This is a genomic window from Streptomyces luteolifulvus, assembly GCF_008806595.1.
GTDB lineage: Bacteria > Actinomycetota > Actinomycetes > Streptomycetales > Streptomycetaceae > Streptomyces > Streptomyces luteolifulvus.
The window spans coordinates 239,588-258,267 of sequence record NZ_VZRB01000002.1; the positions used below are offsets into that span (position 1 = coordinate 239,588).

General features: G+C 72.4%; 19 protein-coding genes. 10 read left to right on the forward strand and 9 right to left on the reverse strand.

Annotated elements, in window-relative coordinates; genetic code table 11:
• Positions 1-8: 8 nt before the first annotated feature.
• Positions 9-296: a DUF5955 family protein gene (locus F7R91_RS03640; protein ID WP_150944371.1), complete on the reverse strand. Its 288-nt coding sequence runs from the start codon at positions 294-296 to the stop codon at positions 9-11.
• 250 nt (positions 297-546) lie between these two features.
• Here F7R91_RS03640 and F7R91_RS03645 point away from each other — a divergent pair, with 250 nt between their 5' ends.
• Both F7R91_RS03645 and aceB read left to right on the forward strand, forming a co-directional pair.
• Positions 547-1,146 (forward strand): nucleotidyltransferase family protein, encoded by a 600-nt coding sequence (locus F7R91_RS03645; RefSeq protein WP_150944373.1) that lies wholly within the window; start codon positions 547-549, stop codon positions 1,144-1,146.
• Between the two features lie 128 nt (positions 1,147-1,274).
• Positions 1,275-2,909 carry a malate synthase A gene (gene aceB / locus F7R91_RS03650; protein WP_150944375.1) on the forward strand — a complete coding sequence of 545 codons (1,635 nt, stop codon included), beginning with the start codon at positions 1,275-1,277 and terminating at the stop codon, positions 2,907-2,909.
• A 7-nt stretch (positions 2,910-2,916) separates the two neighbouring features.
• Here the strand turns inward: aceB and F7R91_RS03655 are convergent, their stop codons facing one another.
• The 3 genes from F7R91_RS03655 to F7R91_RS03665 are packed head-to-tail and all read right to left on the reverse strand — an operon-like array spanning position 2,917 to position 5,666.
• On the reverse strand, positions 2,917-3,192 hold the full coding sequence (locus tag F7R91_RS03655; RefSeq protein WP_150944377.1) for a SelT/SelW/SelH family protein: 276 nt from the start codon (positions 3,190-3,192) through the stop codon (positions 2,917-2,919).
• Positions 3,189-4,097: a HipA family kinase gene (locus tag F7R91_RS03660; protein WP_150944379.1), complete on the reverse strand. Its 909-nt coding sequence runs from the start codon at positions 4,095-4,097 to the stop codon at positions 3,189-3,191. The genes F7R91_RS03655 and F7R91_RS03660 overlap by 4 nt, the downstream gene beginning before the upstream one ends.
• Positions 4,098-4,139: 42 nt before the next feature.
• Positions 4,140-5,666: an IucA/IucC family protein gene (locus F7R91_RS03665; protein WP_150944381.1), complete on the reverse strand. Its 1,527-nt coding sequence runs from the start codon at positions 5,664-5,666 to the stop codon at positions 4,140-4,142.
• A 92-nt stretch (positions 5,667-5,758) separates the two neighbouring features.
• Between F7R91_RS03665 and F7R91_RS03670 the strand changes: the two genes are divergently transcribed.
• From F7R91_RS03670 to F7R91_RS03680, 3 genes are read left to right on the forward strand one after another with little or no spacing between them, the layout of a single operon-like run.
• Entirely contained in the window at positions 5,759-7,270 is a 1,512-nt protein-coding gene (locus F7R91_RS03670) for an IucA/IucC family protein (RefSeq protein WP_150944383.1), read from the forward strand.
• Positions 7,271-7,327: 57 nt separating this feature from the next.
• A complete protein-coding gene (locus tag F7R91_RS03675; RefSeq protein ID WP_150944385.1) occupies positions 7,328-8,593 on the forward strand; it encodes a VWA domain-containing protein in 1,266 nt (421 codons plus the stop codon).
• Positions 8,593-9,399: a hypothetical protein gene (locus F7R91_RS03680; protein WP_150944387.1), complete on the forward strand. Its 807-nt coding sequence runs from the start codon at positions 8,593-8,595 to the stop codon at positions 9,397-9,399. Before F7R91_RS03675 ends, F7R91_RS03680 begins: the two co-directional genes overlap by 1 nt.
• A 61-nt stretch (positions 9,400-9,460) precedes the next feature.
• Here F7R91_RS03680 and F7R91_RS03685 read toward each other — a convergent pair whose 3' ends face one another.
• Complete coding sequence (locus tag F7R91_RS03685; RefSeq protein WP_150944389.1) at positions 9,461-10,087, reverse strand: winged helix-turn-helix transcriptional regulator; 627 nt, start codon at positions 10,085-10,087, stop codon at positions 9,461-9,463.
• Between the two features lie 87 nt (positions 10,088-10,174).
• Between F7R91_RS03685 and F7R91_RS03690 the strand changes: the two genes are divergently transcribed.
• Positions 10,175-11,383, forward strand: a complete 1,209-nt coding sequence (locus F7R91_RS03690) for a pyridoxal phosphate-dependent aminotransferase (protein WP_150944391.1) — start codon at positions 10,175-10,177, stop codon at positions 11,381-11,383.
• Here the strand turns inward: F7R91_RS03690 and F7R91_RS03695 are convergent.
• Positions 11,371-11,685, reverse strand: coding sequence for a hypothetical protein (locus F7R91_RS03695; RefSeq protein ID WP_150944393.1), 315 nt, complete (start codon positions 11,683-11,685; stop codon positions 11,371-11,373). The two genes, F7R91_RS03690 and F7R91_RS03695, sit on opposite strands and share 13 nt — an antisense overlap.
• A gap of 368 nt (positions 11,686-12,053) precedes the next feature.
• On the opposite strand from F7R91_RS03695, the gene F7R91_RS03700 reads away from it, so the two are divergent.
• From F7R91_RS03700 to F7R91_RS03710, 3 genes are all read left to right on the forward strand, one after another.
• Positions 12,054-12,653: a histidine phosphatase family protein gene (locus F7R91_RS03700; protein WP_150944395.1), complete on the forward strand. Its 600-nt coding sequence runs from the start codon at positions 12,054-12,056 to the stop codon at positions 12,651-12,653.
• A gap of 506 nt (positions 12,654-13,159) precedes the next feature.
• Positions 13,160-13,789, forward strand: a complete 630-nt coding sequence (locus tag F7R91_RS03705) for a hypothetical protein (protein ID WP_150944397.1) — start codon at positions 13,160-13,162, stop codon at positions 13,787-13,789.
• Positions 13,790-13,854: 65 nt separating this feature from the next.
• Positions 13,855-14,277 (forward strand): acyl-CoA thioesterase, encoded by a 423-nt coding sequence (locus F7R91_RS03710; protein WP_150944399.1) that lies wholly within the window; start codon positions 13,855-13,857, stop codon positions 14,275-14,277.
• Positions 14,278-14,354: 77 nt separating this feature from the next.
• Here F7R91_RS03710 and F7R91_RS03715 read toward each other — a convergent pair whose 3' ends face one another.
• A complete protein-coding gene (locus tag F7R91_RS03715; RefSeq protein ID WP_150944400.1) occupies positions 14,355-15,203 on the reverse strand; it encodes an NAD(P)H-binding protein in 849 nt (282 codons plus the stop codon).
• 96 nt (positions 15,204-15,299) lie between these two features.
• On the opposite strand from F7R91_RS03715, the gene F7R91_RS03720 reads away from it, so the two are divergent.
• Positions 15,300-16,097 (forward strand): AraC family transcriptional regulator, encoded by a 798-nt coding sequence (locus F7R91_RS03720; protein ID WP_150944402.1) that lies wholly within the window; start codon positions 15,300-15,302, stop codon positions 16,095-16,097.
• Between the two features lie 266 nt (positions 16,098-16,363).
• On the opposite strand, the gene F7R91_RS03725 is transcribed toward F7R91_RS03720, so the two are convergent.
• Positions 16,364-17,734: an 8-oxoguanine deaminase gene (locus F7R91_RS03725; RefSeq protein WP_150944404.1), complete on the reverse strand. Its 1,371-nt coding sequence runs from the start codon at positions 17,732-17,734 to the stop codon at positions 16,364-16,366.
• A gap of 38 nt (positions 17,735-17,772) precedes the next feature.
• Complete coding sequence (gene pucL / locus F7R91_RS03730) at positions 17,773-18,675, reverse strand: factor-independent urate hydroxylase (RefSeq protein WP_150944406.1); 903 nt, start codon at positions 18,673-18,675, stop codon at positions 17,773-17,775.
• Positions 18,676-18,680 lie beyond the last annotated feature (5 nt).

Below are 18,680 nucleotides of genomic sequence, written 5' to 3' on the forward strand. Positions count from 1 at the left end.
GCGGCGCCTCAGCGGCGCGGCGGCTCGCCGAACAGCTCCACCGCGTCGCGCACCTGCGTGAGCCCCCTCGTCAGTGCGCTGACGGAGCCGATCGCGCCCGCGATCAGCAGCAGGGAACTGCGCAGCCGCGGGATCTCCGGGATGCCGTGCGCGGCCATCGCGGCCAGGGCGGCAAGCTCGTCCTCGGCGATGGCGCGGTCCGGGAACTCGGCCGGATGCGCGGCGAGTTCGCGGCGGAGCCGGGACACCGCGGTCCGCAGTTCCGCCACTCTCGGATCCTCGTCGCTGCCGGTCACTGGCCTCTGCCCCAAGCTCCGCAACACAGCTCTCCCCCCAGCCCGCCCTTGTGTACACCTACCGCCCTCCGCCGCCGAGTACCACCGGGCACTGCAGCGCGCTCCCGTCGCAGACCCCCCACGACGCTGGTCGGGCACCTGAGGGACGCGGGCCAGTAAACGCCACCCGGCACCCCGTGCGCCACCGCCGGGACGGAAATTCAGCCCACCGAAACCCGGCACTCCCCCGTGCGTCAGGTATGCAGGACGCATGACGCGCAACGAACACCAGGTCGCCGGAGTGCTCCTGGCCGCGGGCGGCGGCCGGCGGCTCGGCGGACGACCCAAAGCGCTGCTCGAACACCGGGGAAGGCCGCTGGTCGAACACGCGGCCGGCGTCCTGCGCGCGGGCGGCTGCACCCGTGTCCATGTGGTCCTGGGGGCGCAGGCGGCCGTCGTACGGGAACGCGCGGAGCTCGGCGGATGCGTGCTGGTGGACAACCCGGAGTGGGAGCAGGGCATGGGCAGCTCGCTGCGTGCCGGGCTCGGCTCGCTCTCCGGTACGGGCGCGCGGGCCGCGCTGGTGTTCCTGGTCGACCAGCCCGGCATCGGCCCGGAGGCGGTGGCCCGGGTGCTCGCCGCATACCGGGACGAGTCGTCGCTGGTCTCGGCCGCCTACGAGGGAGTTCGCGGTCATCCCGTCCTGTTCGGCGCGGCCCACTGGGCGGGCATCGCCGCGACGGCGACCGGGGACCGGGGGGCACGCGGCTATCTGAAGGAGCACGAGGAGGCGATGGCACTCGTGGAGTGCGGGGACGTGGCGCGGCCGTACGACATCGACACCGTCGCCGACTTGCCCCGTCTGGAGTGACCTGGTCTCTCGGCCCGGAGAGTCTCGACATCAACAAATCATTGAACTTCCATCATGAGGAAACTAGTATCCACTGGCACCCGGTGCCACGGCATCGTACGTAGTTCGCCCGAAGGAAGTGACAGCTCATGTCCGTACCAGCGCCGTCCCCGCTGGCCATCGTCGACGCCGAGCCCGTGCCCCGGCAGGAGGAGGTCCTCACCGAAGCGGCCCTCGTCTTCGTGGCCGAGCTGCACCGCCGCTTCACGCCCCGGCGTGACGAACTCCTCGCCCGCCGCACTCAGCGCCGCGCCGAGATCGCCCGGACCTCCGCGCTCGACTTCCTCCCGGAGACCGCCGCGATCCGCGCGGACGACTCCTGGAAGGTGGCCCCGGCACCCGAGGCCCTCAACGACCGCCGGGTCGAGATCACCGGCCCCACCGACCGCAAGATGACCATCAACGCCCTCAACTCGGGCGCGAAGGTGTGGCTCGCCGACTTCGAGGACGCCTCGGCGCCGACCTGGGAGAACGTCGTCCAGGGCCAGCTCAGTCTGATCGACGCCTACACCCGGACCATCGACTTCACGGACCCGGACTCCGGAAAGTCGTACGCACTGCGCCCGGACGACGAGCTCGCCACCGTCGTCATGCGCCCGCGCGGCTGGCACCTGAATGAGCGTCACCTCGTCGACGCCGACGGCACGCAGATCCCCGGCGCCTTCGTCGACTTCGGGCTGTACTTCCTCCACAACGCCCAGCGTCTGCTCGACCTCGGCAAGGGACCGTACTTCTACCTCCCCAAGACGGAGTCACACCTGGAGGCCCGCCTGTGGAACGACGTCTTCGTCTTCGCGCAGGACTACCTCGGCATCCCGCAGGGCACGATCCGCGCCACCGTCCTCATCGAGACGATCACGGCGGCGTACGAGATGGAGGAGATCCTCTACGAACTCCGCGACCACGCCTCCGGGTTGAACGCCGGCCGCTGGGACTACCTGTTCTCCATCATCAAGAACTTCCGTGACGGCGGCCCCAGGTTCGTCCTGCCGGACCGCAACGCGGTCACGATGACGGCGCCGTTCATGCGGGCGTACACCGAACTCCTCGTCCGCACCTGCCACAAGCGCGGCGCGCACGCGATCGGCGGCATGGCGGCCTTCATCCCCTCCCGCCGCGACGAGGAGGTCAACAAGGTCGCCTTCGAGAAGGTCAAGGCGGACAAGGACCGCGAGGCGGGCGACGGTTTCGACGGCTCCTGGGTCGCCCACCCCGACCTGGTCCCGATCGCCATGGAGTCCTTCGACAAGGTCCTCGGCGACCGGCCGAACCAGAAGGACCGGCTGCGTGAGGACGTCGACGTCAAGGCCGCCGACCTGATCGCCGTCGACTCGCTGGCCGCCAGGCCGACGTACGGCGGTCTGGTCAACGCCGTGCAGGTCGGCCTCCGCTACATCGAGGCATGGCTGCGGGGTCTCGGCGCCGTCGCCATCTTCAACCTCATGGAGGACGCGGCCACCGCCGAGATCTCCCGCTCGCAGATCTGGCAGTGGATCAACGCGGGCGTCGAGTTCGAGCACGCGGGGACGACGGTGAAGGCGACACCGGAGCTGGCCCGCAAGGTGGCCGCCGAGGAACTGCGGAACATCCGCGCCGAGATCGGCGAGGAGGCCTTCGCCGCGGGCCACTGGCAGCAGGCCCACGATCTGCTGCTCCGGGTCGCCCTCGACGAGGACTACGCGGACTTCCTGACGCTGCCGGCGTACGAGCAGCTCGAGGGCTGAACACCCCTCATCCGTCCGAGTGGCCCAGGGACTTCCCCGGGGCCACTCGGTCGCGTACGGCCTGCTTGACGGCCGTCGGTTCCGGGAAGCCCTGCTCGCGGCGGTCCCAGACCACCTCGTCGTTCACCCGGACGACGAACACCCCGCCCTTGCCCGGCTTCAGGGACAGCTCCGTCAGCTCTGCCTCGAAGGTCGTCAGCAGCTCCTGGGCCAGCCACGCCGCGCGGGGCAGCCAGCGGCACTGGGTGCAGTACTCGATCTCCACGCGCCGGACGTCACTCATCCCAGGTGCACCGCCCCATCCTGTTCCACCGCCGGTCTGCCGTGCAGGTCCGGGACCCATTTGAGCCAGTTCGGGCGGCCTTGCCGGGTGCGCGCCGCCCGGAGGGCCTCCTCGGCGGCTAGTTCCTCCCGGGTGGGGAAGTCCATGGGGAGCCAGGCGGCGGACGCCCGCACGCGCGCGTGGAGGTGGTCCACATACGCGTTCCGGATGTCCTGTGGCGTCCCCGGCTCGTCCGCCAGCCAGGCGTCCGGCACGGCCGCCGTGACCTCCCGCAGCAGATCGAGCGTCACCCGCGGCGCCAGCTCCGCGTCGGCCGCCCGCACATCGGGCGCGTAGTGGCCGAGGGCGTGATGGCGGAAGTCGTACGCCTTCACGGGATCGGACGCTTCCCAGCGGTGGTGGAAGACGAGAGCGGCCCCGTGGTCGATCAGCCACAGGCGCGGGACCGCGACGCCGAAGGCCGGCCAGACCATCAGGTTGGAGCTGTGGACGGTGCGGTCGACGTTCACGGTCAGGGCGTCCAGCCAGACGATCCTGCCGGCCTCCAGCGGGTCCACGCGGAAGGTCTGGGCGACCTCCGGGGTGAAGTCCACGGCACCCGGCAGGTAGTCCATGCCGAGATTGAGTCCCGCGCTCGCGCCGTGCAGGTCACGCACCTCCTGGTGCGGCTCGTGCTCGGCGATCGACGGGTCGAAGTGCACGAGGACCAGCTCGGGGAAGCGCAGCCCGAGGGCCCGGGCCAGCTCGCCGACGATCACCTCTGCGACCAGCGCTTTGCGGCCCTGCGCGGAGCCGGTGAACTTCACGACGTACGTGCCCAGGTCGTCGGCCTCGACGACTCCCGGCACGGAGCCGCCCGACCTCAGCGGGGTCACGTATATAACGGCGGTCACATCGCGCAGCACACCGGCCAGGGTAAGGCAGGGGCTCGGGGTGACGACCGGCAATTACGGGGCGGCCAGTGGGTTCGGCAGCGGCAGATAGCGGGCGGCGGCGCCGTCCGCGCCGGTCCAGCGCAGCAGCAGGTTCGTCTTGCCGGGGAGGGTGGGCGAGGCGAGGAGGGCGGCGGTCTCGGGGAGGTCGCGGCGGGCCAGCTCGCGGCGGACGGCGGGCCAGGGGGCGAACCCGGGGTGGCGTTCGGCGAGGGCGGCGGCGAGCTCGCCGAGGTGGTTGACGACCAGGCAGTACACCAGCCGTTCCCAGCCTGCGGCCCGCTCCACCTCCCCCAGCAGTTTCACGCCCTCGGCGTCCCGGAACAGCGCCTGCACCGGCAGGCCGTCGGCGTCGACGGCGACCAGCGTGTTCTGCAGATGCGCTTCGAGTACGACGCCGTGGCCGGCGAAGGCCGCGAGGGCGGGCGGCACGACCTGCGCCAGATACGCCTCCCACCAGGCCGCGGGATCGATGCTCCGGTCCGGCGGGCTGCCCTCGAAGCCCTCCACCAGGCCCGCCGCGAGAAGCGGAGTGGCGCCGGGCAGCAGGTGGCCCCGGAACCCGTCCCGGACGAGGACGGCGAGTTCCTCGAAGGCGAAACCGGCGGTGCGGTAGCCGCGGTCGCCGAGCCAGGCGGCGGGGCCCGGGAAGGCCGCGAGGGCGGAGGCGGCCGCGGCGTCGGTGCGGCGGAGTCTTTGCAGGTCGTGGCGCCACAGACGGCGGATGTCGTTGGTGATGCGCACATCGAGGCTGAACTTCAGGAACAGGTCGCGCCCGGGCTCGTACAGGGTGCGTATCGCGGCCGTCGGCCAGAGCGGGAACGGTGTCGTGCCGAGCCGGATCAGCCGGCCGTCGGCGAAGGCAGGGGCGAGGTCCCGGCCGGCCAGGTCGAGCTGCCAGGGGTGCGCGGGCAGCAGCCGGTAGCCCGGCGGGGCCTCGCCGAGGGTGTCGAGGGCACAGGTGTCGCCCTCCTCGACGACCGTGTCCTCGCGCACCCCGAGCAGCACCAGCGGGAAGCGGGCGTGCGCCTCGGGTGCGTACGGCAGCCAGCCCGCCACGGGGCCGCCGCCGCGGGCCTTGGGGGCGGGGTGGTGGGGGTGGCCGGTGAGGAGGGACTGCTCGGAGCGCAGGTAGGGGTCGTCGGGCGGGGTCGCCCGCGCGCGGGCGGCGAGCAGCGCGGCCACCGCGTCCCGGCTGTCGATCATCTCGGTGGGCAGTTCATGGTTGGACAGACCGGTGTGCCGGCGCAGTTCCTCGGCGACGAGTTTGACCAGTTCGGTGTGGCCGACCCGCCGCCAGCGGCCGTCCGCGAGCACCTCGGGCTCGCCGGGCCGCCGCTCACCGCGTACCCGCAGCAGACGGCCGCCGGGCAGCCGGTACACCCGCCGCTCACCGGCGTCCGGCAGCGGCTCGGCCACCTCGCGCAGCAGGCAGTTGAGCAGGGGCGCTGTCGCGCAGGCGTCGGCGCGGGCCGCGACGTCGTCGTGCGGCGCGGCGGCGTCGCCCGCAGCGGGCGGGGGGATGAGATCCACGCGATCCACTCGTTCCCTACGGTCCGTGATGGCGGAGACGATCAGTATGTCTGTCCCAACCGGCGCTGTGACGCCGTACCCGTACCCGAGGGAGCCCGACCGTGCACCATTCCCCCACCGCGGAGGCCGAGGTCGCCGAGGAGCTGGCAGCGCTGCGCCCCGGCCTCGTGGCGCGGTACGCGGCCGAGCTGCCCGGTGCCCGGGCGGCCGTGCTGACCCGGCTGTGGCGGGCGCTCGCCCATGAACCGCTGCCGTGGGTCGCGGGCCGTGCGGCGGACCGGGACGGGCTCATCGTGCGTCTTTCGGACGGCCGCCGTCTGCACGGCCCGCGTGCGGACCCGTACGCCACCTCCGCGTATGTCACGGTCCTGCGGCTGGACGAGGTGCCGTACGGCGATCCCGCGCGGCTGATGACCGAGCTCGCCGTGCCGCACGGGTCGGGTTTCGCGGCGGAACTCGGCCACAGCGTCGCCTCGTTGGCGCTGTCCCGGGCCGGGCAGCCGCCCGGCGGCGGGCCCCTCTCGGACGAGTGGCCGGTGAGCGACTGGGAGTGGGAGCGGCGGGTGGTCGACGGGCATCCCTTCCACCCCAACTGCCGTTCTCGGCCCGGCTTCTCGGTGGCCGAGCAGCTGGCGTACGGGCCCGAGCACGGACCGCTCGTCGGGCTGGGCCTGGTGCCGGTCCGGGCGCAGGAGTGCCTGGTGACGGGTGAGTGGCCGGACGGGATGCGGGACGGGGATCGGCTGCTGATCCCGGTGCATCCCTGGCAGGCGGAGCATGTGCTCAAGCGGCCGTGCCAGCCGGCGCTCACCGCTCACCCGCTGATGTCCCTGCGCACCCTCGCGCTGCCCGGCGGGCCGCATGTCAAGACCGCGCTGAGCACCCGGCTGACCTCGTCGGTGCGGGACATCTCGGTCTACTCGATCACGGTGTCCGCGACCCTGTCGGCGTTCGCGCAGGACCTCGCCGGCCGCACGGACGACCTCCTGCAGGTGACGCGCACGCTGGGCGCCGTCACGTCCGGTTCCGCCGACCTGGCGGCCGTCGTGCGCGAGTCGCCGCAGACGTACGCGAGCACGGAGCGGGGTGAGCGGGTCGTGCCGGTGGCCGCGCTCGCCACCACCGGACTGCCCGAATCCCCCTCCTGGCTTGCCGGTTTCACACGCCTCGCCCTCACCGTCGGACTGCGTCTGCTGGACCTGGGCGTGGCCCTGGAGGCGCATGGCCAGAACCTCCTCGTGGTGCTGTCCCCGACGGGTGCCCCGTTGCGCCTGGTCTACCGTGACCTGGCCGACATCCGTATCAGCCCGGCCCGGCTGTCCCGGCACGGTGTGCCGGTCCCCGAGCTGAGCGGACGGCTCGTCACGGACGACGAAACCACCCTGCGGCGCAAGCTGTTCGGCTCCCTGGTGGCGGGCGCCCTCGCCGGTACGGCGGGTTCGGCGGCGGCGCTGCGGACGGCCCTGGAGATCGCCGTACGGGACCTGCCGCGCACCCCGGACCTGGTCGTGCTGCTCGAAGAGCCGCTGCCTGCCAAGGCGTTGACGCTGATGCGGCTGTCGCGGGGGACGTCCGGGGACCAGTGGGCCGAGCTGCCCGGTCCGCTGCTGTGACGCCTCCTGTGACGCCCTGTTTTGGAGGACGACACCTGCGATCACTAGGATCCGCCGATGATCACAAGACAACGGCTGGCGGCGGGAGTGTGCGCCCTGCTCGCCGCCCTGACAGCCGGGATCGCCTTCCCGGCCCCGGCGGCGGCCGGTGAACCCAAGGGTGAGCCCGCGCCCCAGGTGGACCTCGTCCTCGACGTCAGCGGCTCCATGCGGGCCCGGGACATCGACGGCGGGTCGCGGATGGCGGCGGCGAAGCAGGCGTTCAACGAGGTACTCGACGCGACGCCCGAGGAGGTCGAGCTCGGTATCCGCACGCTCGGCGCGAACTACCCGGGCGACGACCAGAAGACGGGCTGCAAGGACACCGCGCAGCTCTATCCGGTCGGCCCGCTGGACCGCACCGAGGCCAAGACGGCGGTGGCGACCCTCTCGCCCACCGGCTGGACACCGATCGGCCCGGCGCTGCTGAAGGCGGCAGACGACTTCAAGGGCAGCGACGGCTCCAAGCGGATCGTGCTGATCAGCGACGGCGAGGACACCTGCGCCCCGCTCGACCCGTGCGAGGTGGCCCGCGAGATAGCGGCGAAGGGCATCGGTCTCACGATCGACACCCTCGGGCTGGTCCCGAACGCCAAGATGCGCAAGCAGCTCAGCTGTATCGCCGAGGCGACCGGTGGCACGTACACCTCGGTCGAGCACACCGACGAACTCACCGACCGGGTCAACCAGCTGGTGGACCGGGCGGCCGATCCGGTGGTGACGCCCGTGGCCACCGAGGGCGCGACAAACTGCACGAACGCGCCGGCGCTGAAGTCCGGTCTGTACACCGACCGCGAGGAGTTCGGGCAGCAGCGCTGGTACCGCGTGGACGTCGAGCCGGGTCAGGAGGTGCGCGCCTCGGTGAGCGTCGCGGCCGACCGGGCCGTGAACCCGGACCACGGCGTGCTGCTGCGGGCGGTCACGGTGCAGGGCCGGGAGATCGTGCGCGGCGAGGCGGCGGGCAACGGCCGTACGGACGTGGTCTCCACGGGGCTGCGGTACCCGAAGGCGGAGAGCGACGACGACAGCGCCCCTGCGGAGACCGTGTGCCTTCAGGTCACCAACTCCTTCTCGGCGGCGGCCGGAGTGAAGACCACTCCGGGCATGCCGCTGGAGCTGACGGTCGACGTCGTGGACAGTCCGTCCGCGGCGAGTGACGTGGCCTCCTTCGGCCTCGGGCGCGGCTGGTGGCTGCTCGGCGCGCTGATCCTCACCGGCTTCCTCGCCGGTGTTCTCTGGGGCTGGCTCTCGCGCTGGCGGGTCGCGGTATGGAGGACCAACTGATGCGTGTCACACGTGTGCTGAGCGCTGCGCTGCTGGCGCTCGGGCTGGCAACGGGCCCCGCGGCGGCCGACTCCTCGCCCTCGCCGAGCGCGTCCGACGACGCCGCGGCGCCGACCGAGGCGGGCACCTCGTTCCGTACGGCGACGGAGATCGAGCAGGGGCAGCGGGCGACGGCGAGCGGGTCCACCGGCGACTACCTGTACTGGTCGTTCCCCGCGGACGCCGCCCAGCGGCCCACCGTCAGGGCGACGGTGAAGCTGCCGGAGTCGCACGCCGCCGAGACCTGGCAGATCGACGTGTACGACGGTCTGCGCCGCCGCCAGGCCTGCCAGTACGGGGCGCAGACCCGCACGGCCGCGCAGGGCACGGCCACCGTGGAGCTGGCCTGCACGCTCCGCACCGTCCGCGCCTGGTCGGAGCCGTGGGCCAACGACCCGCTGCCCGGGACGTACTACATCCGGCTGACGGTCGTGAACGTCCCGACATCCGACCTGGGTCTGACGGTCGGCGCCGAAGTCCGGGTCGGCTCCGAGGACATCGGCGGTTCGGCCGCGGTGGACGGCTCGCTGGCGGAGCCGCTGGTGCCGGGGATCGCGGTCAAGTCGGCGTCCGACGACGACGGTTCGGACTCCGCAACTGCGGTGCTGTCCAGCATCGAGCCGGACGACGGCTGGGCCTCCGGCTGGTGGTCCGACCGCTGGCTGTGGACCGCGATGGGCGGTGTGCTGGCCGCGCTCGCGGGCATCGGCGGATACGCGCTGACGCGCGGGCCGGGCCGGCCGTCACGGGTGCCACCTGGCGCCTGACCCTGCACTGACGGCCCGTCAAGAGGCCCGCCGCGCTTCGGTCCGGCGGGCCTCTGCTGTGTCACCCCTCCCGCAGCGCCTTGGCGAGTGTGCCGTCGCCGGTCACCTCGATACGGCCGTCCCGCACCGCGTCCGCGAGGCTCAACTCTCCCCGGGCGACGGCCTCGCAGGTCCCGGCGTCCAGGACGAGCCGGGCGTCGGGGTCGCGGGGCGCGGGGCCGTCGCCGTACACGGGTCCGTCCAAGGCCCTCACATGGAGATGGAAGTCCCCCTCCTCCAGCCGGACTTCGACCACGCCCTCGCCCTCCAGCTCCCGCAGCACGGGCAGCGCGAACCAGTGGGCGCGCACGGCGTCCGTGGGCCGGCGCTCGCCCAGTTCGGGCGCTCCCCACGCACCCAGCGCCTGCAGCACCGGCAGCAACTCACGGCCGCGCCGGGTGAGTTCGTACACGTACGCCGCGCCGGGCGGCGGCAGCCTGCGCCGGGTCGTCAGCCCGTCGCGCTCCATGTCCTTCAGCCGTGAGGCGAGCACGTCCGTGCTGACTCCCGGCAGGTCGGCGTGCAGGTCCGTGTAGCGACGGGGACCGGCGAGCAGCTCCCGGACGATCAGCAGGGTCCAGCGGTCACCGACGACGTCTAGGGCGCGGGCGGCGGAGCAGTACTGGTCGTAACTTCGGCGAGGTGACATGCGACGCAGTCTAGACATGTTGTTGGACTTTCCAAGCTCATACTTGGTAAAACCAAGCAACACCACATACCGGAGGGGCGAGAGCGCATGGAGTTCCGGCAGTCGAGCAAGCTCAGCGAGGTCTGTTACGAGATCCGCGGCCCGGTGATCGAGCACGCCAACGCGCTGGAGGAGGCGGGCCACAGCGTGCTGCGCCTGAACACCGGCAACCCCGCCCTCTTCGGCTTCGAGGCGCCGGAGGAGATCCTCCAGGACATGATCCGGATGCTGCCGCAGGCGCACGGCTACACGGACTCGCGCGGCATCCTCTCCGCCCGCCGGGCCGTCGCGCAGCGCTACCAGGACCGGGGCCTGGACGTCGGCGTCGACGACGTCTTCCTCGGCAACGGCGTCTCCGAGCTGGTCTCGATGGCCGTACAGGCGCTGATCGAGGACGGCGACGAAATCCTCATCCCCGCCCCGGACTTCCCCCTCTGGACGGCCGTCACCACGCTCGCCGGCGGCAAGGCCGTGCACTACCTCTGCGACGAGCAGGCCGACTGGTACCCGGACCTGGACGACATGGCGGCGAAGATCACCGACCGCACCAAGGCCGTCGTCATCATCAACCCCAACAACCCCACCGGCGCCGTCTACCCGAAGGAGATCGTCGAGGGCATCCTCGACCTCGCCCGCCGGCACGGCCTGATGGTCTTCGCCGACGAGATCTACGACCAGATCCTCTACGACGACGCCGTGCACCACTCGGCCGCCGCGCTCGCCCCCGACCTGGTGGTCCTGACCTTCTGCGGCCTGTCGAAGACCTACCGGGTCGCCGGTTTCCGCTCGGGCTGGCTGGTCGTCACCGGCCCCAGACAGCACGCGCGCAACTATCTGGAGGGCCTGACCATGCTGGCCTCCATGCGGCTGTGCGCCAACGCGCCCGCCCAGTACGCCATCCAGGCCGCGCTCGGCGGCCGGCAGTCCATCGCCGAGCTGACCGCCCCCGGCGGCCGCCTGCACGAACAGCGCGCCGTGGCCTGGGAGAAGCTCAACGAGATCCCCGGGGTCTCCTGCGTCAAGCCGAAAGGCGCGCTGTACGCGTTCCCGCGCCTCGACCCCAAGGTGCACAGGATCCACGACGACGAGAAGTTCGTCCTGGACCTGCTGCTGCGCGAGAAGATCCAGGTCGTCCAGGGCACCGGCTTCAACTGGCCGGCCTCCGACCACTTCCGCATCCTCACCCTCCCCCACGCGGACGATCTGGAGGCGGCGATCGGGCGGATCGGGCGGTTCCTGAGCGGCTATCGGCAGTAGCGGGCGGCTCCTGTCCCCGGGGCGGCCCGGGGTGCGAGGACCAGGGCGGGCATCGCGGTGCCGGCGTGCCGGACCATGGCCCGACGGCGGCCGTCGAGGACGGGCCGCGTCAGGGCGACGATGCGGGCGCGGCGCCTCGCCGAGCAGGCTGCGGCGGTCGGCCTTGACGGCGGCTCCTTCAACACCCATGCCGCCGTCAGGAGATCGGGCCGATCGGTGACGACCGGCCGCTCCTCGGGGACCAGGACATGGTCCGCGGCCCGGTACACGGTGGCGGCCGAGACCGTCTCGCACAGGTCCACTCCGACCGCGTCGGGTGCGACGGCCGCCGCGCCATGGCCGGCCGTGTGGCCGATGGAGACATGCAGGGCGGGGACCGGGCCGCCGCCGACGGACGCCCGGGGCTGCCGTCGGCACGCGGAAGGATCTCCACCTCGGTCGTCGACGCGCGGGTCACCTCGGCCGTCAGACAGCGTGAAGGACGAGCCGTTCGGCCGGCGTGCGCATCGGCAACGGTGACCCGGACGGCGCCCGATCGAGAACGTCACACCGGGCCGCCACGGGCCACCACGGGAGCCGGATCGGGCGTTAAGGCGACTGGCGCAGTCCGTTCGCGGGCCGCCTCGACCGTGTGACACCGTGCTGGGAGACGAGCGGGAAGGGCGCGGACGTGGGTGATCTCTTGCTCGTCCGACACGGTGAGACCGAGTGGTCCCGGTCCGGGCGGCACACCGGCTCGACGGACGTCCCGCTGACCGAGGACGGCCGGGAGGAGGCGCGGCGGCTGGTGCCGCTGCTCCGCTCGCACCGGATCGGGGCCGCGTTCGTCAGCCCGATGCAGCGGGCGCGGGAGACCGCGGAGCTGATCGGCCTGCACGACGTGCGGGTCGACCCGGACCTGCGCGAATGGGACTACGGCGGGTACGAGGGCGTCACGACCGCCGAGATCCAGCGCGACCGGCCGGGATGGTTCCTCTTCCGGGACGGCGTCGCGCCCGGGCCGCCCGAGCATCCCGGGGAGACTCCGGAACAGGTCGGGGAGCGCGCCGACCGGGTGCTGGCCGAGGCGGACGCCGCGCTCGCCAACGCCGAGGGTGTCGTCGTCCTGGTCGCGCACGGCCACTTCCTGCGCGTCCTGACCGCACGCCGACTCGGGCTGCCCCCGTCGGCGGGGGCCCTGTTCCAGCTGGCGACGGGGACACTGTGCCGACTCGGCACGGAGCATGCGCGGCCGGTGATCGCGGGGTGGAACATTCGGCCGGTGCCGTAGTTGGCCGGGGGCGGGAACATTCGGCTGGCGCCGTGGGCGGCGGGGTTGAACATCCGGACTACGCCGTAATCGGCGCGGTCGACACCCGGCCGACGCCGTAGGCGGCCCGAACGACACCCAGCCAGCGCCGCCACAGCCACGACCGACACCCGGCCGATGCCGGAGTCGGCGCGATCGGCATCCGGTCGACGCCGCTGTCGGCGCGATCGACACCCGCCCGGCGCCGCCGCAGCCGCGACCGACACCCGGCCGGCACCGGAGTCGGCGCGACCGACACCCGGCCAACGCCACCGCACCCACAACCGACACCCGATCGACACCGCCGCAGCCACGACCGACGACCGGTCGGCGCCCCAGTCGCACAGTGTGCGGTACGCGGTGCGCGGTTCCGGCGTCGCCCCCTTGCCGCCGGTGAATGTCAGACCCCCGTCGTACTCTTCGAATGGGCTGATCGCGTCACTCCGACCAGCCCTTGGAGCAGGCTGTTCACCGGGGAGGAGCACGCCGTGACACGACCGCCTACCGCCGCGCAGCGGCGTGTCATCGACGCCGCCGACCCGGTCACCGGGCGCCTGAAGGGCTCGGAGTCGCAGCTCGCGGCCCTGGTGCAGCGGGGGCTCGCCTTCCGGCACCCTCGGCCGCCGCACGACCACTTCCTGACGCCGGCCGGGCATCGCATACGGGACGCCGAGCCGGAACCGCCCGCGCCCGAGGCCCCCGGGCCGAGCACGGCCGGCGTGTTCACCGCACGGGTCGGCGGCGAGGAGGGCCTGCCCGCAGCGGACCCCTCCCGCATCCGCGAGGTGCACAGCGCCTGGCAGGGCCTGCTGGAGCTGCGCCGGATGACGAATCCCGACGGGGCGACGGACCGGCCCTGCGGCTGGGAACGCACGCATCTGGTGCAGGCCGCCGCGCTCGCCCTGGAGGCGGCCGGCCACCGTCCCGCCGACCGGGACACCGAGGGCTACCGGGTGCGCGCGACGCCGCAGCCGGAGGCCGTCGCCGTGCAGGGACCGGACTCCGGGGCGTTGCAGGCCTGCGCGGCCACGCTGGAGCGGTCCGGCTGGCAGACCGGCGAGCACACCGACCCCCGTACGCGTGCTCGCTATCTGCTGGCCTCCCCCCGACGGGTGTGAGACATGCCAAGATCGACCGACCGCTGCGTCCACGACAAGAACGTCCACGACAAGAAGGAAAAGCCGTGATCGAACCGTTCACCGTCCCGGTGACCGTCCGCGGGTACGAGACGGATGTACAGGGCCATCTCAACCAGAGCGTGTACCTCAACTACGCGGAGCACGCCCGCTGGTCGTTGCTGCAGGCGGCCGGCATCACCCAGGCCGGTCTCCAGGCCAGAGGGGTCGGCCCGGTGGCTCTGGAGACGACCATCCGCTACCGGCGCGAGCTGCTGGCGGGCGACGAGGTCGAGGTGTCGTGCGTCTTCGAGTGGGGCGAGGGCAAGACGTTCCGGATCGAGCAGACGATACGCAAGACCGACGGCACGGTGGCGGCCGAGATCACGGCCGTCGGCGGGCTGCTGGACCTCACCGAGCGACGGCTGGTCGCGGACCCGCGGGAGCGCTTCAAGGAACTGGCGGCGGACCCGAGCCTGTTCGGGCTCTAGGTTGCCGCGGAAAGCCGCCCGGCGCGCGCGACCGAGTGGCGCCCGCGACTGGCCGGCCGCCCGCGCCCCGCTCGCGGCTACGCGAACGTCTCCTTGTGGTCCTGGGCCCACTCCCGGTACGTCCGCGCGGGGCGTCCCAGTACCTCCCGTACGTCCTCGGTGACGACGGCGTTGCCGCCCTCCTCGATGAACCGGGCACCCGCCACGAGGCTGTCCGCGTAGGTCTCGCCGAGACCGGCGCCGAGCAGCTGCTCCCGGCGCTGCTCCGGAGTCAGGTCGGTCAGCTCCACCTGTCTGCCGAGGATCTCACCGAGGATCGCTGCCTGTTCACTGGCCCTGAGCTTCTCGGGGCCGGTCAGGGTGTACGTGCGCCCCGAGTGACGCGGGTCCCCCAGCGCGGCCGCCGCGGCCTCGGACACGTCGCGCGGATCGACGACGCCCTGCCTGCCGTCGCTCATCAGATGGGGCGCGGGCCTGCCCTCCCGGACGGCCTGCGCCCAGGCCAGCGTGTTGGAGGCGAAGGAGGACGGGCGCAGAACCGTCCACTCCAGGCCGCTCGCCCGGACGGCCTCCTCCCCGGGGAGGTGCCAGGTTCCGAACACGCCGAGCCGTGGGTCACCGGTACCGATCGTGGAGAGCTTCACGATCCGCCGTACGCCCGCCGCCCGCGCCGCCTCGACCAGGCCCCGGTCGTACTCGGCGTCGTCCGGGCCGAACACCCCGACCAGGAAGGCGGCTTCGGCTCCCGCCATCGCCCCCTCGACTGCGGCCCGGTCGCGGGGATGGCCGCGCATGGTGTCCACGCCCGAGGGCAGGCGGGCGCCCGCCGGGTCCCGGGTCAGGGCGCGCACCTTCTCGCCGCGCGCCGCAAGCTGTCGTACCACTTCACTGCCGATGGTGCCCGTGGCACCCGTCACGAGGATCATGTCCACCACGATGGACGGCGGACGGCCCCCAACTCTTGGAAAATCCGGCACGGTTCACCGGCCCGGACAGCCGCGCCGCGCGCTTACGGTGGAGGGGTGACGAACACCGTGTCCCGACAGGTCCTGGCCACTCCCGAGGCGCTGCGCCCCTGGGTCGCGGGCATCGGGTCCGTGTCGGTGGGCGAGGAGTCTGCGGAGCCGTACGTCCATCTCCCGGACGCCCTCACCAAGGTGGTGGTCCGGGTCGGTGCCGACGGCCGCCGCAGCACCCTGGTCGTCGGCCCGCGCGTCCGCGCCTCGTACCACCGGGGCAAGCGATTCGCCTCCTGCGTCGAGGTGCGGCTGACGCCCGGCACCGCGCGCCCACTGCTCGGCGTGCCGGCGGTCGACCTCGTGGGCCGTGCGGTGCCGCTGGACGATCTGCCCGGCGCCGCCGCCCGCCGGCTGACCCGTGAACTCAGGTGGCTCGATCCCGGCGAGGCCGTGGCCCACTTGGCGGACGTACTGCCCGGGAGACTCGCCACCGCCGCCGACGGCCCGCGCACCGCACTGCTCCGCGCCGGTGTGGACGCGCTGTCGTCCGGCGCCGGCCGCGTCCCCGGCCAGGTGGGCGAGGTGGCGCGGGAACTCGCGGTCAGCGAGCGGCAGTTGCGCAACCTTTTCGCCGAGGGGGTCGGCCTGTCCCCCAAGCACTTCGCCCGCGTCGACCGGGTCCGGACGGTCCTGAGTCATGCCGCGCACGTCGCCTGGGCCGATCTGGCCGCGGCCACCGGCTACTACGACCAGTCGCACATGACGTCGGACTTCCGCACCCTGATGGGCGTCCCGCCCCGGTCGTACTTCACGGGCCGGCTGCCGCGGGCCACGCCCTGCCAGGCTCCCGGCCGCCCCTGACTCTCCCGGCATGCCCTCGACGACGCCGTAGAGCAGGCCGAGTTGCCCGCAATCAAGACGTGGGTTTCAGGGAGGTCGGTCGTGCGGGACCGGGGAACCCTTTGCGGGGGTCGGGGACGGGGACCGTACCGGGGCGCGCGCCTTCACGCGCGCCCCGGAGGCGGCCGCCGTGGACCCGCTCGGGTCCACGGACGCCCGGCCGGGAGCCGTCCCTCCCGGCCGGAGTTCAAGTGCCGCAGATCAAGTGCCGTACGGCACTGCGGAGTTCACCGGGCGGCGAGCCGCGCCAGCCGCCGTGCCTCCTCCCGGGTCGAGCGGGCGATGGCGTCCTCGTCGGCGTGCAGCAGCCGGCCGTTCTCCACGATCTGGCGGCCGCCGACGAAGGAGGCCGTGACCGGGGCCGCCGCGCCGAAGACCAGCGCGGTCACCGGGTCGGCGATGGAGGCGTGGGCGAGGGTGTCCAGCCTCCACAGCACCAGGTCGGCGAGCTTGCCCGGCTCCAGGGAGCCGGTCTGCGGGGCACGGCCGAGGACCTGGGCGCCGCCGTATGTACCCAGCCGGAGCGCCTGACGGGCGTTCAGGGCGGCCTCGCGGTGGGCGCCGAGGCGGTTGATGAGCAGGGCGTTGCGCAGTTCGGTGTGGAGTTCGCCGGACTCGTTGGACGCCGTGCCGTCGACGCCGAGACCGACGGGGACGCCGGCGGCGAGCATGTCGGGGACCCGGGCGATGCCGGCGGCGAGCCGGGCGTTGGAGGACGGGCAGTGGGCGACCCCTGTCCGCGTCCGGGCGAAGGCGGCGATGTCGGAGTCGTTCATATGGACGCAGTGGGCCATCCACACGTCCTCGCCGAGCCAGCCGGTGGACTCGAAGTAGTCGGTCGGGCCCATGCCGAACAGTTCGTGGCAGAACTTCTCCTCCTCCACGGTCTCCGAGCCGTGGGTGTGCAGCCGTACGCCCTTGCGGCGGGCCAGTTCGGCGCCCTGCCGGAGCAGTTCGGTGGAGACGGAGAAGGGGGAGCAGGGGGCGACGGCCACCTGGGTCATCGCGTCGAAGGAGGCGTCGTGGTGCTCGTCGATGGTCGCCTCGGTGGCGGCCAGGGCGCCGTCGAGGGTCTCGACGGCGAAGTCCGGCGGCAGTCCGCCGTCCTTCTCGCTGCGGTCCATGGAGCCGCGGGCGAGGGTGAAGCGGACGCCCATCTCGCGGGCGGCGCGGATGATGGCGCCGGACAGGTCGCCCGAGCCCTTCGGGAAGACGTAGTGGTGGTCCATGGCGGTGGTGACGCCGCCGCGGGCCATCATCGCGAGCGAGCCCTGCGCGGCCGAGTACACCATCTTCTCGTCGATGCGCGCCCAGGTCGGGTACAGCGCGACGAGCCAGTCGAACAGGTTGTGGTCGGTGGCCAGACCCCGGGTGATCCACTGGTAGTAGTGGTGGTGGGTGTTGACCAGGCCGGGAGTCACGAGGTGGCCGGAGGCGTCGATACGGCGCCCGACGTTCTCCAGGCCCTCGGGGGCCCGGCCCGCGCCGAGCGACTCGATGCGGTTGCCTGCGATGACGAGATGTCCGGTGGCGTACTCGGTGTCGTCGGCGTCCACGGTCGCGATCGAACAGTTCTCGATGACGATGCGCTGTGCCATCGTTCGTCCTCTCCTTTCCGTTCCTTTCCGTGTCCGCGTCAGAGGTTGGTGAGGTCCGCCGGGATCTTCGCCTCCCGGCCGTCCCGCAGGACGGTCGCCTCGATCAGTCCGTAGGGGCGGTCGGCCGCGAAGTACACAGCTCCGTCGGCGGTGGCGTTCTTCAGCCCGAAGGGCTCCAGGTCGACCAGGAAATGGTGCTTGTTGGGGAGCGAGAAGCGGACCTCGTCGATCTCGCTCCGGTTGTCGATGATCCGCGCGCCCATCCGGTAGAGGGTCTGCTGGAGCGACAGCGAGTAGGTCTCGGCGAAGGCCTGGAGCATGTGCTTGCGCACCTGCTCGTAGGACTTCTCCCAGTCGGGCATCTGCTGCTCGTCGCCGGACCAGTTGAAGCGCCAGCGGGCGGAGACCTGGGTGGCGAGGATGCGGTCGTGGGCCTCGGGGAGCGTCGTGTACTTGTCCTTGACGTAGCCCCAGAACTCGGAGTCGGTCGAGTTCATCACGACGAGGTCCTTGAGCCCGGAGACGACCTCCCAGGCGGAGCCGTCGTAGGTGATCTGCGTCAGCCGGGTCTCCCGGCCCTGGCGGACGAAGGAGTGCGCGCCCTCACCGGAGTGCTCGATCCGCTCCCAGGCGTACTCCTCGATCCGGATACGGGCCCGGTGGATGGCTGGCTGGGAGGTCACGAAGTGACGGGCGAGGTGGATGCCGAACTGCTCGGCGGACTCGATGCCGTGCTCCTTGGCGAACGCGTACACCGTGTTCTTGGTGGTGTCGGTCGGCAGGACATTGGCGTTGGAGCCGGAGTAGTGGACCTCGTCCATGTCGCCGGAGAGCGACACGGACACGTTCAGGTCCTTGATGTGATGGGTGGCGCCGTCCCGCGTGATCTTGACGACTCGGTTCTCGGCCTTGCCGTACTGGTTCTGTCCCAGGATGGGCATGTGCG

Excerpts from the sequence above, each read along its gene's own strand:
- F7R91_RS03685 (WP_150944389.1), bottom strand. The coding sequence starts at position 10,087 with ATGTCACCTCGCCGAAGTTACGACCAGTACTGCTCCGCCGCCCGCGCC.
- F7R91_RS03680 (WP_150944387.1), top strand. The coding sequence starts at position 8,593 with ATGCGTGTCACACGTGTGCTGAGCGCTGCGCTGCTGGCGCTCGGGCTG.
- F7R91_RS03690 (WP_150944391.1), top strand. The coding sequence starts at position 10,175 with ATGGAGTTCCGGCAGTCGAGCAAGCTCAGCGAGGTCTGTTACGAGATC.
- aceB (WP_150944375.1), top strand. The coding sequence starts at position 1,275 with ATGTCCGTACCAGCGCCGTCCCCGCTGGCCATCGTCGACGCCGAGCCC.
- F7R91_RS03715 (WP_150944400.1), bottom strand. The coding sequence starts at position 15,203 with ATGATCCTCGTGACGGGTGCCACGGGCACCATCGGCAGTGAAGTGGTA.
- pucL (WP_150944406.1), bottom strand. The coding sequence starts at position 18,675 with ATGCCCATCCTGGGACAGAACCAGTACGGCAAGGCCGAGAACCGAGTC.
- F7R91_RS03645 (WP_150944373.1), top strand. The coding sequence starts at position 547 with ATGACGCGCAACGAACACCAGGTCGCCGGAGTGCTCCTGGCCGCGGGC.
- F7R91_RS03675 (WP_150944385.1), top strand. The coding sequence starts at position 7,328 with ATGATCACAAGACAACGGCTGGCGGCGGGAGTGTGCGCCCTGCTCGCC.
- F7R91_RS03725 (WP_150944404.1), bottom strand. The coding sequence starts at position 17,734 with ATGGCACAGCGCATCGTCATCGAGAACTGTTCGATCGCGACCGTGGAC.
- F7R91_RS03655 (WP_150944377.1), bottom strand. The coding sequence starts at position 3,192 with ATGAGTGACGTCCGGCGCGTGGAGATCGAGTACTGCACCCAGTGCCGC.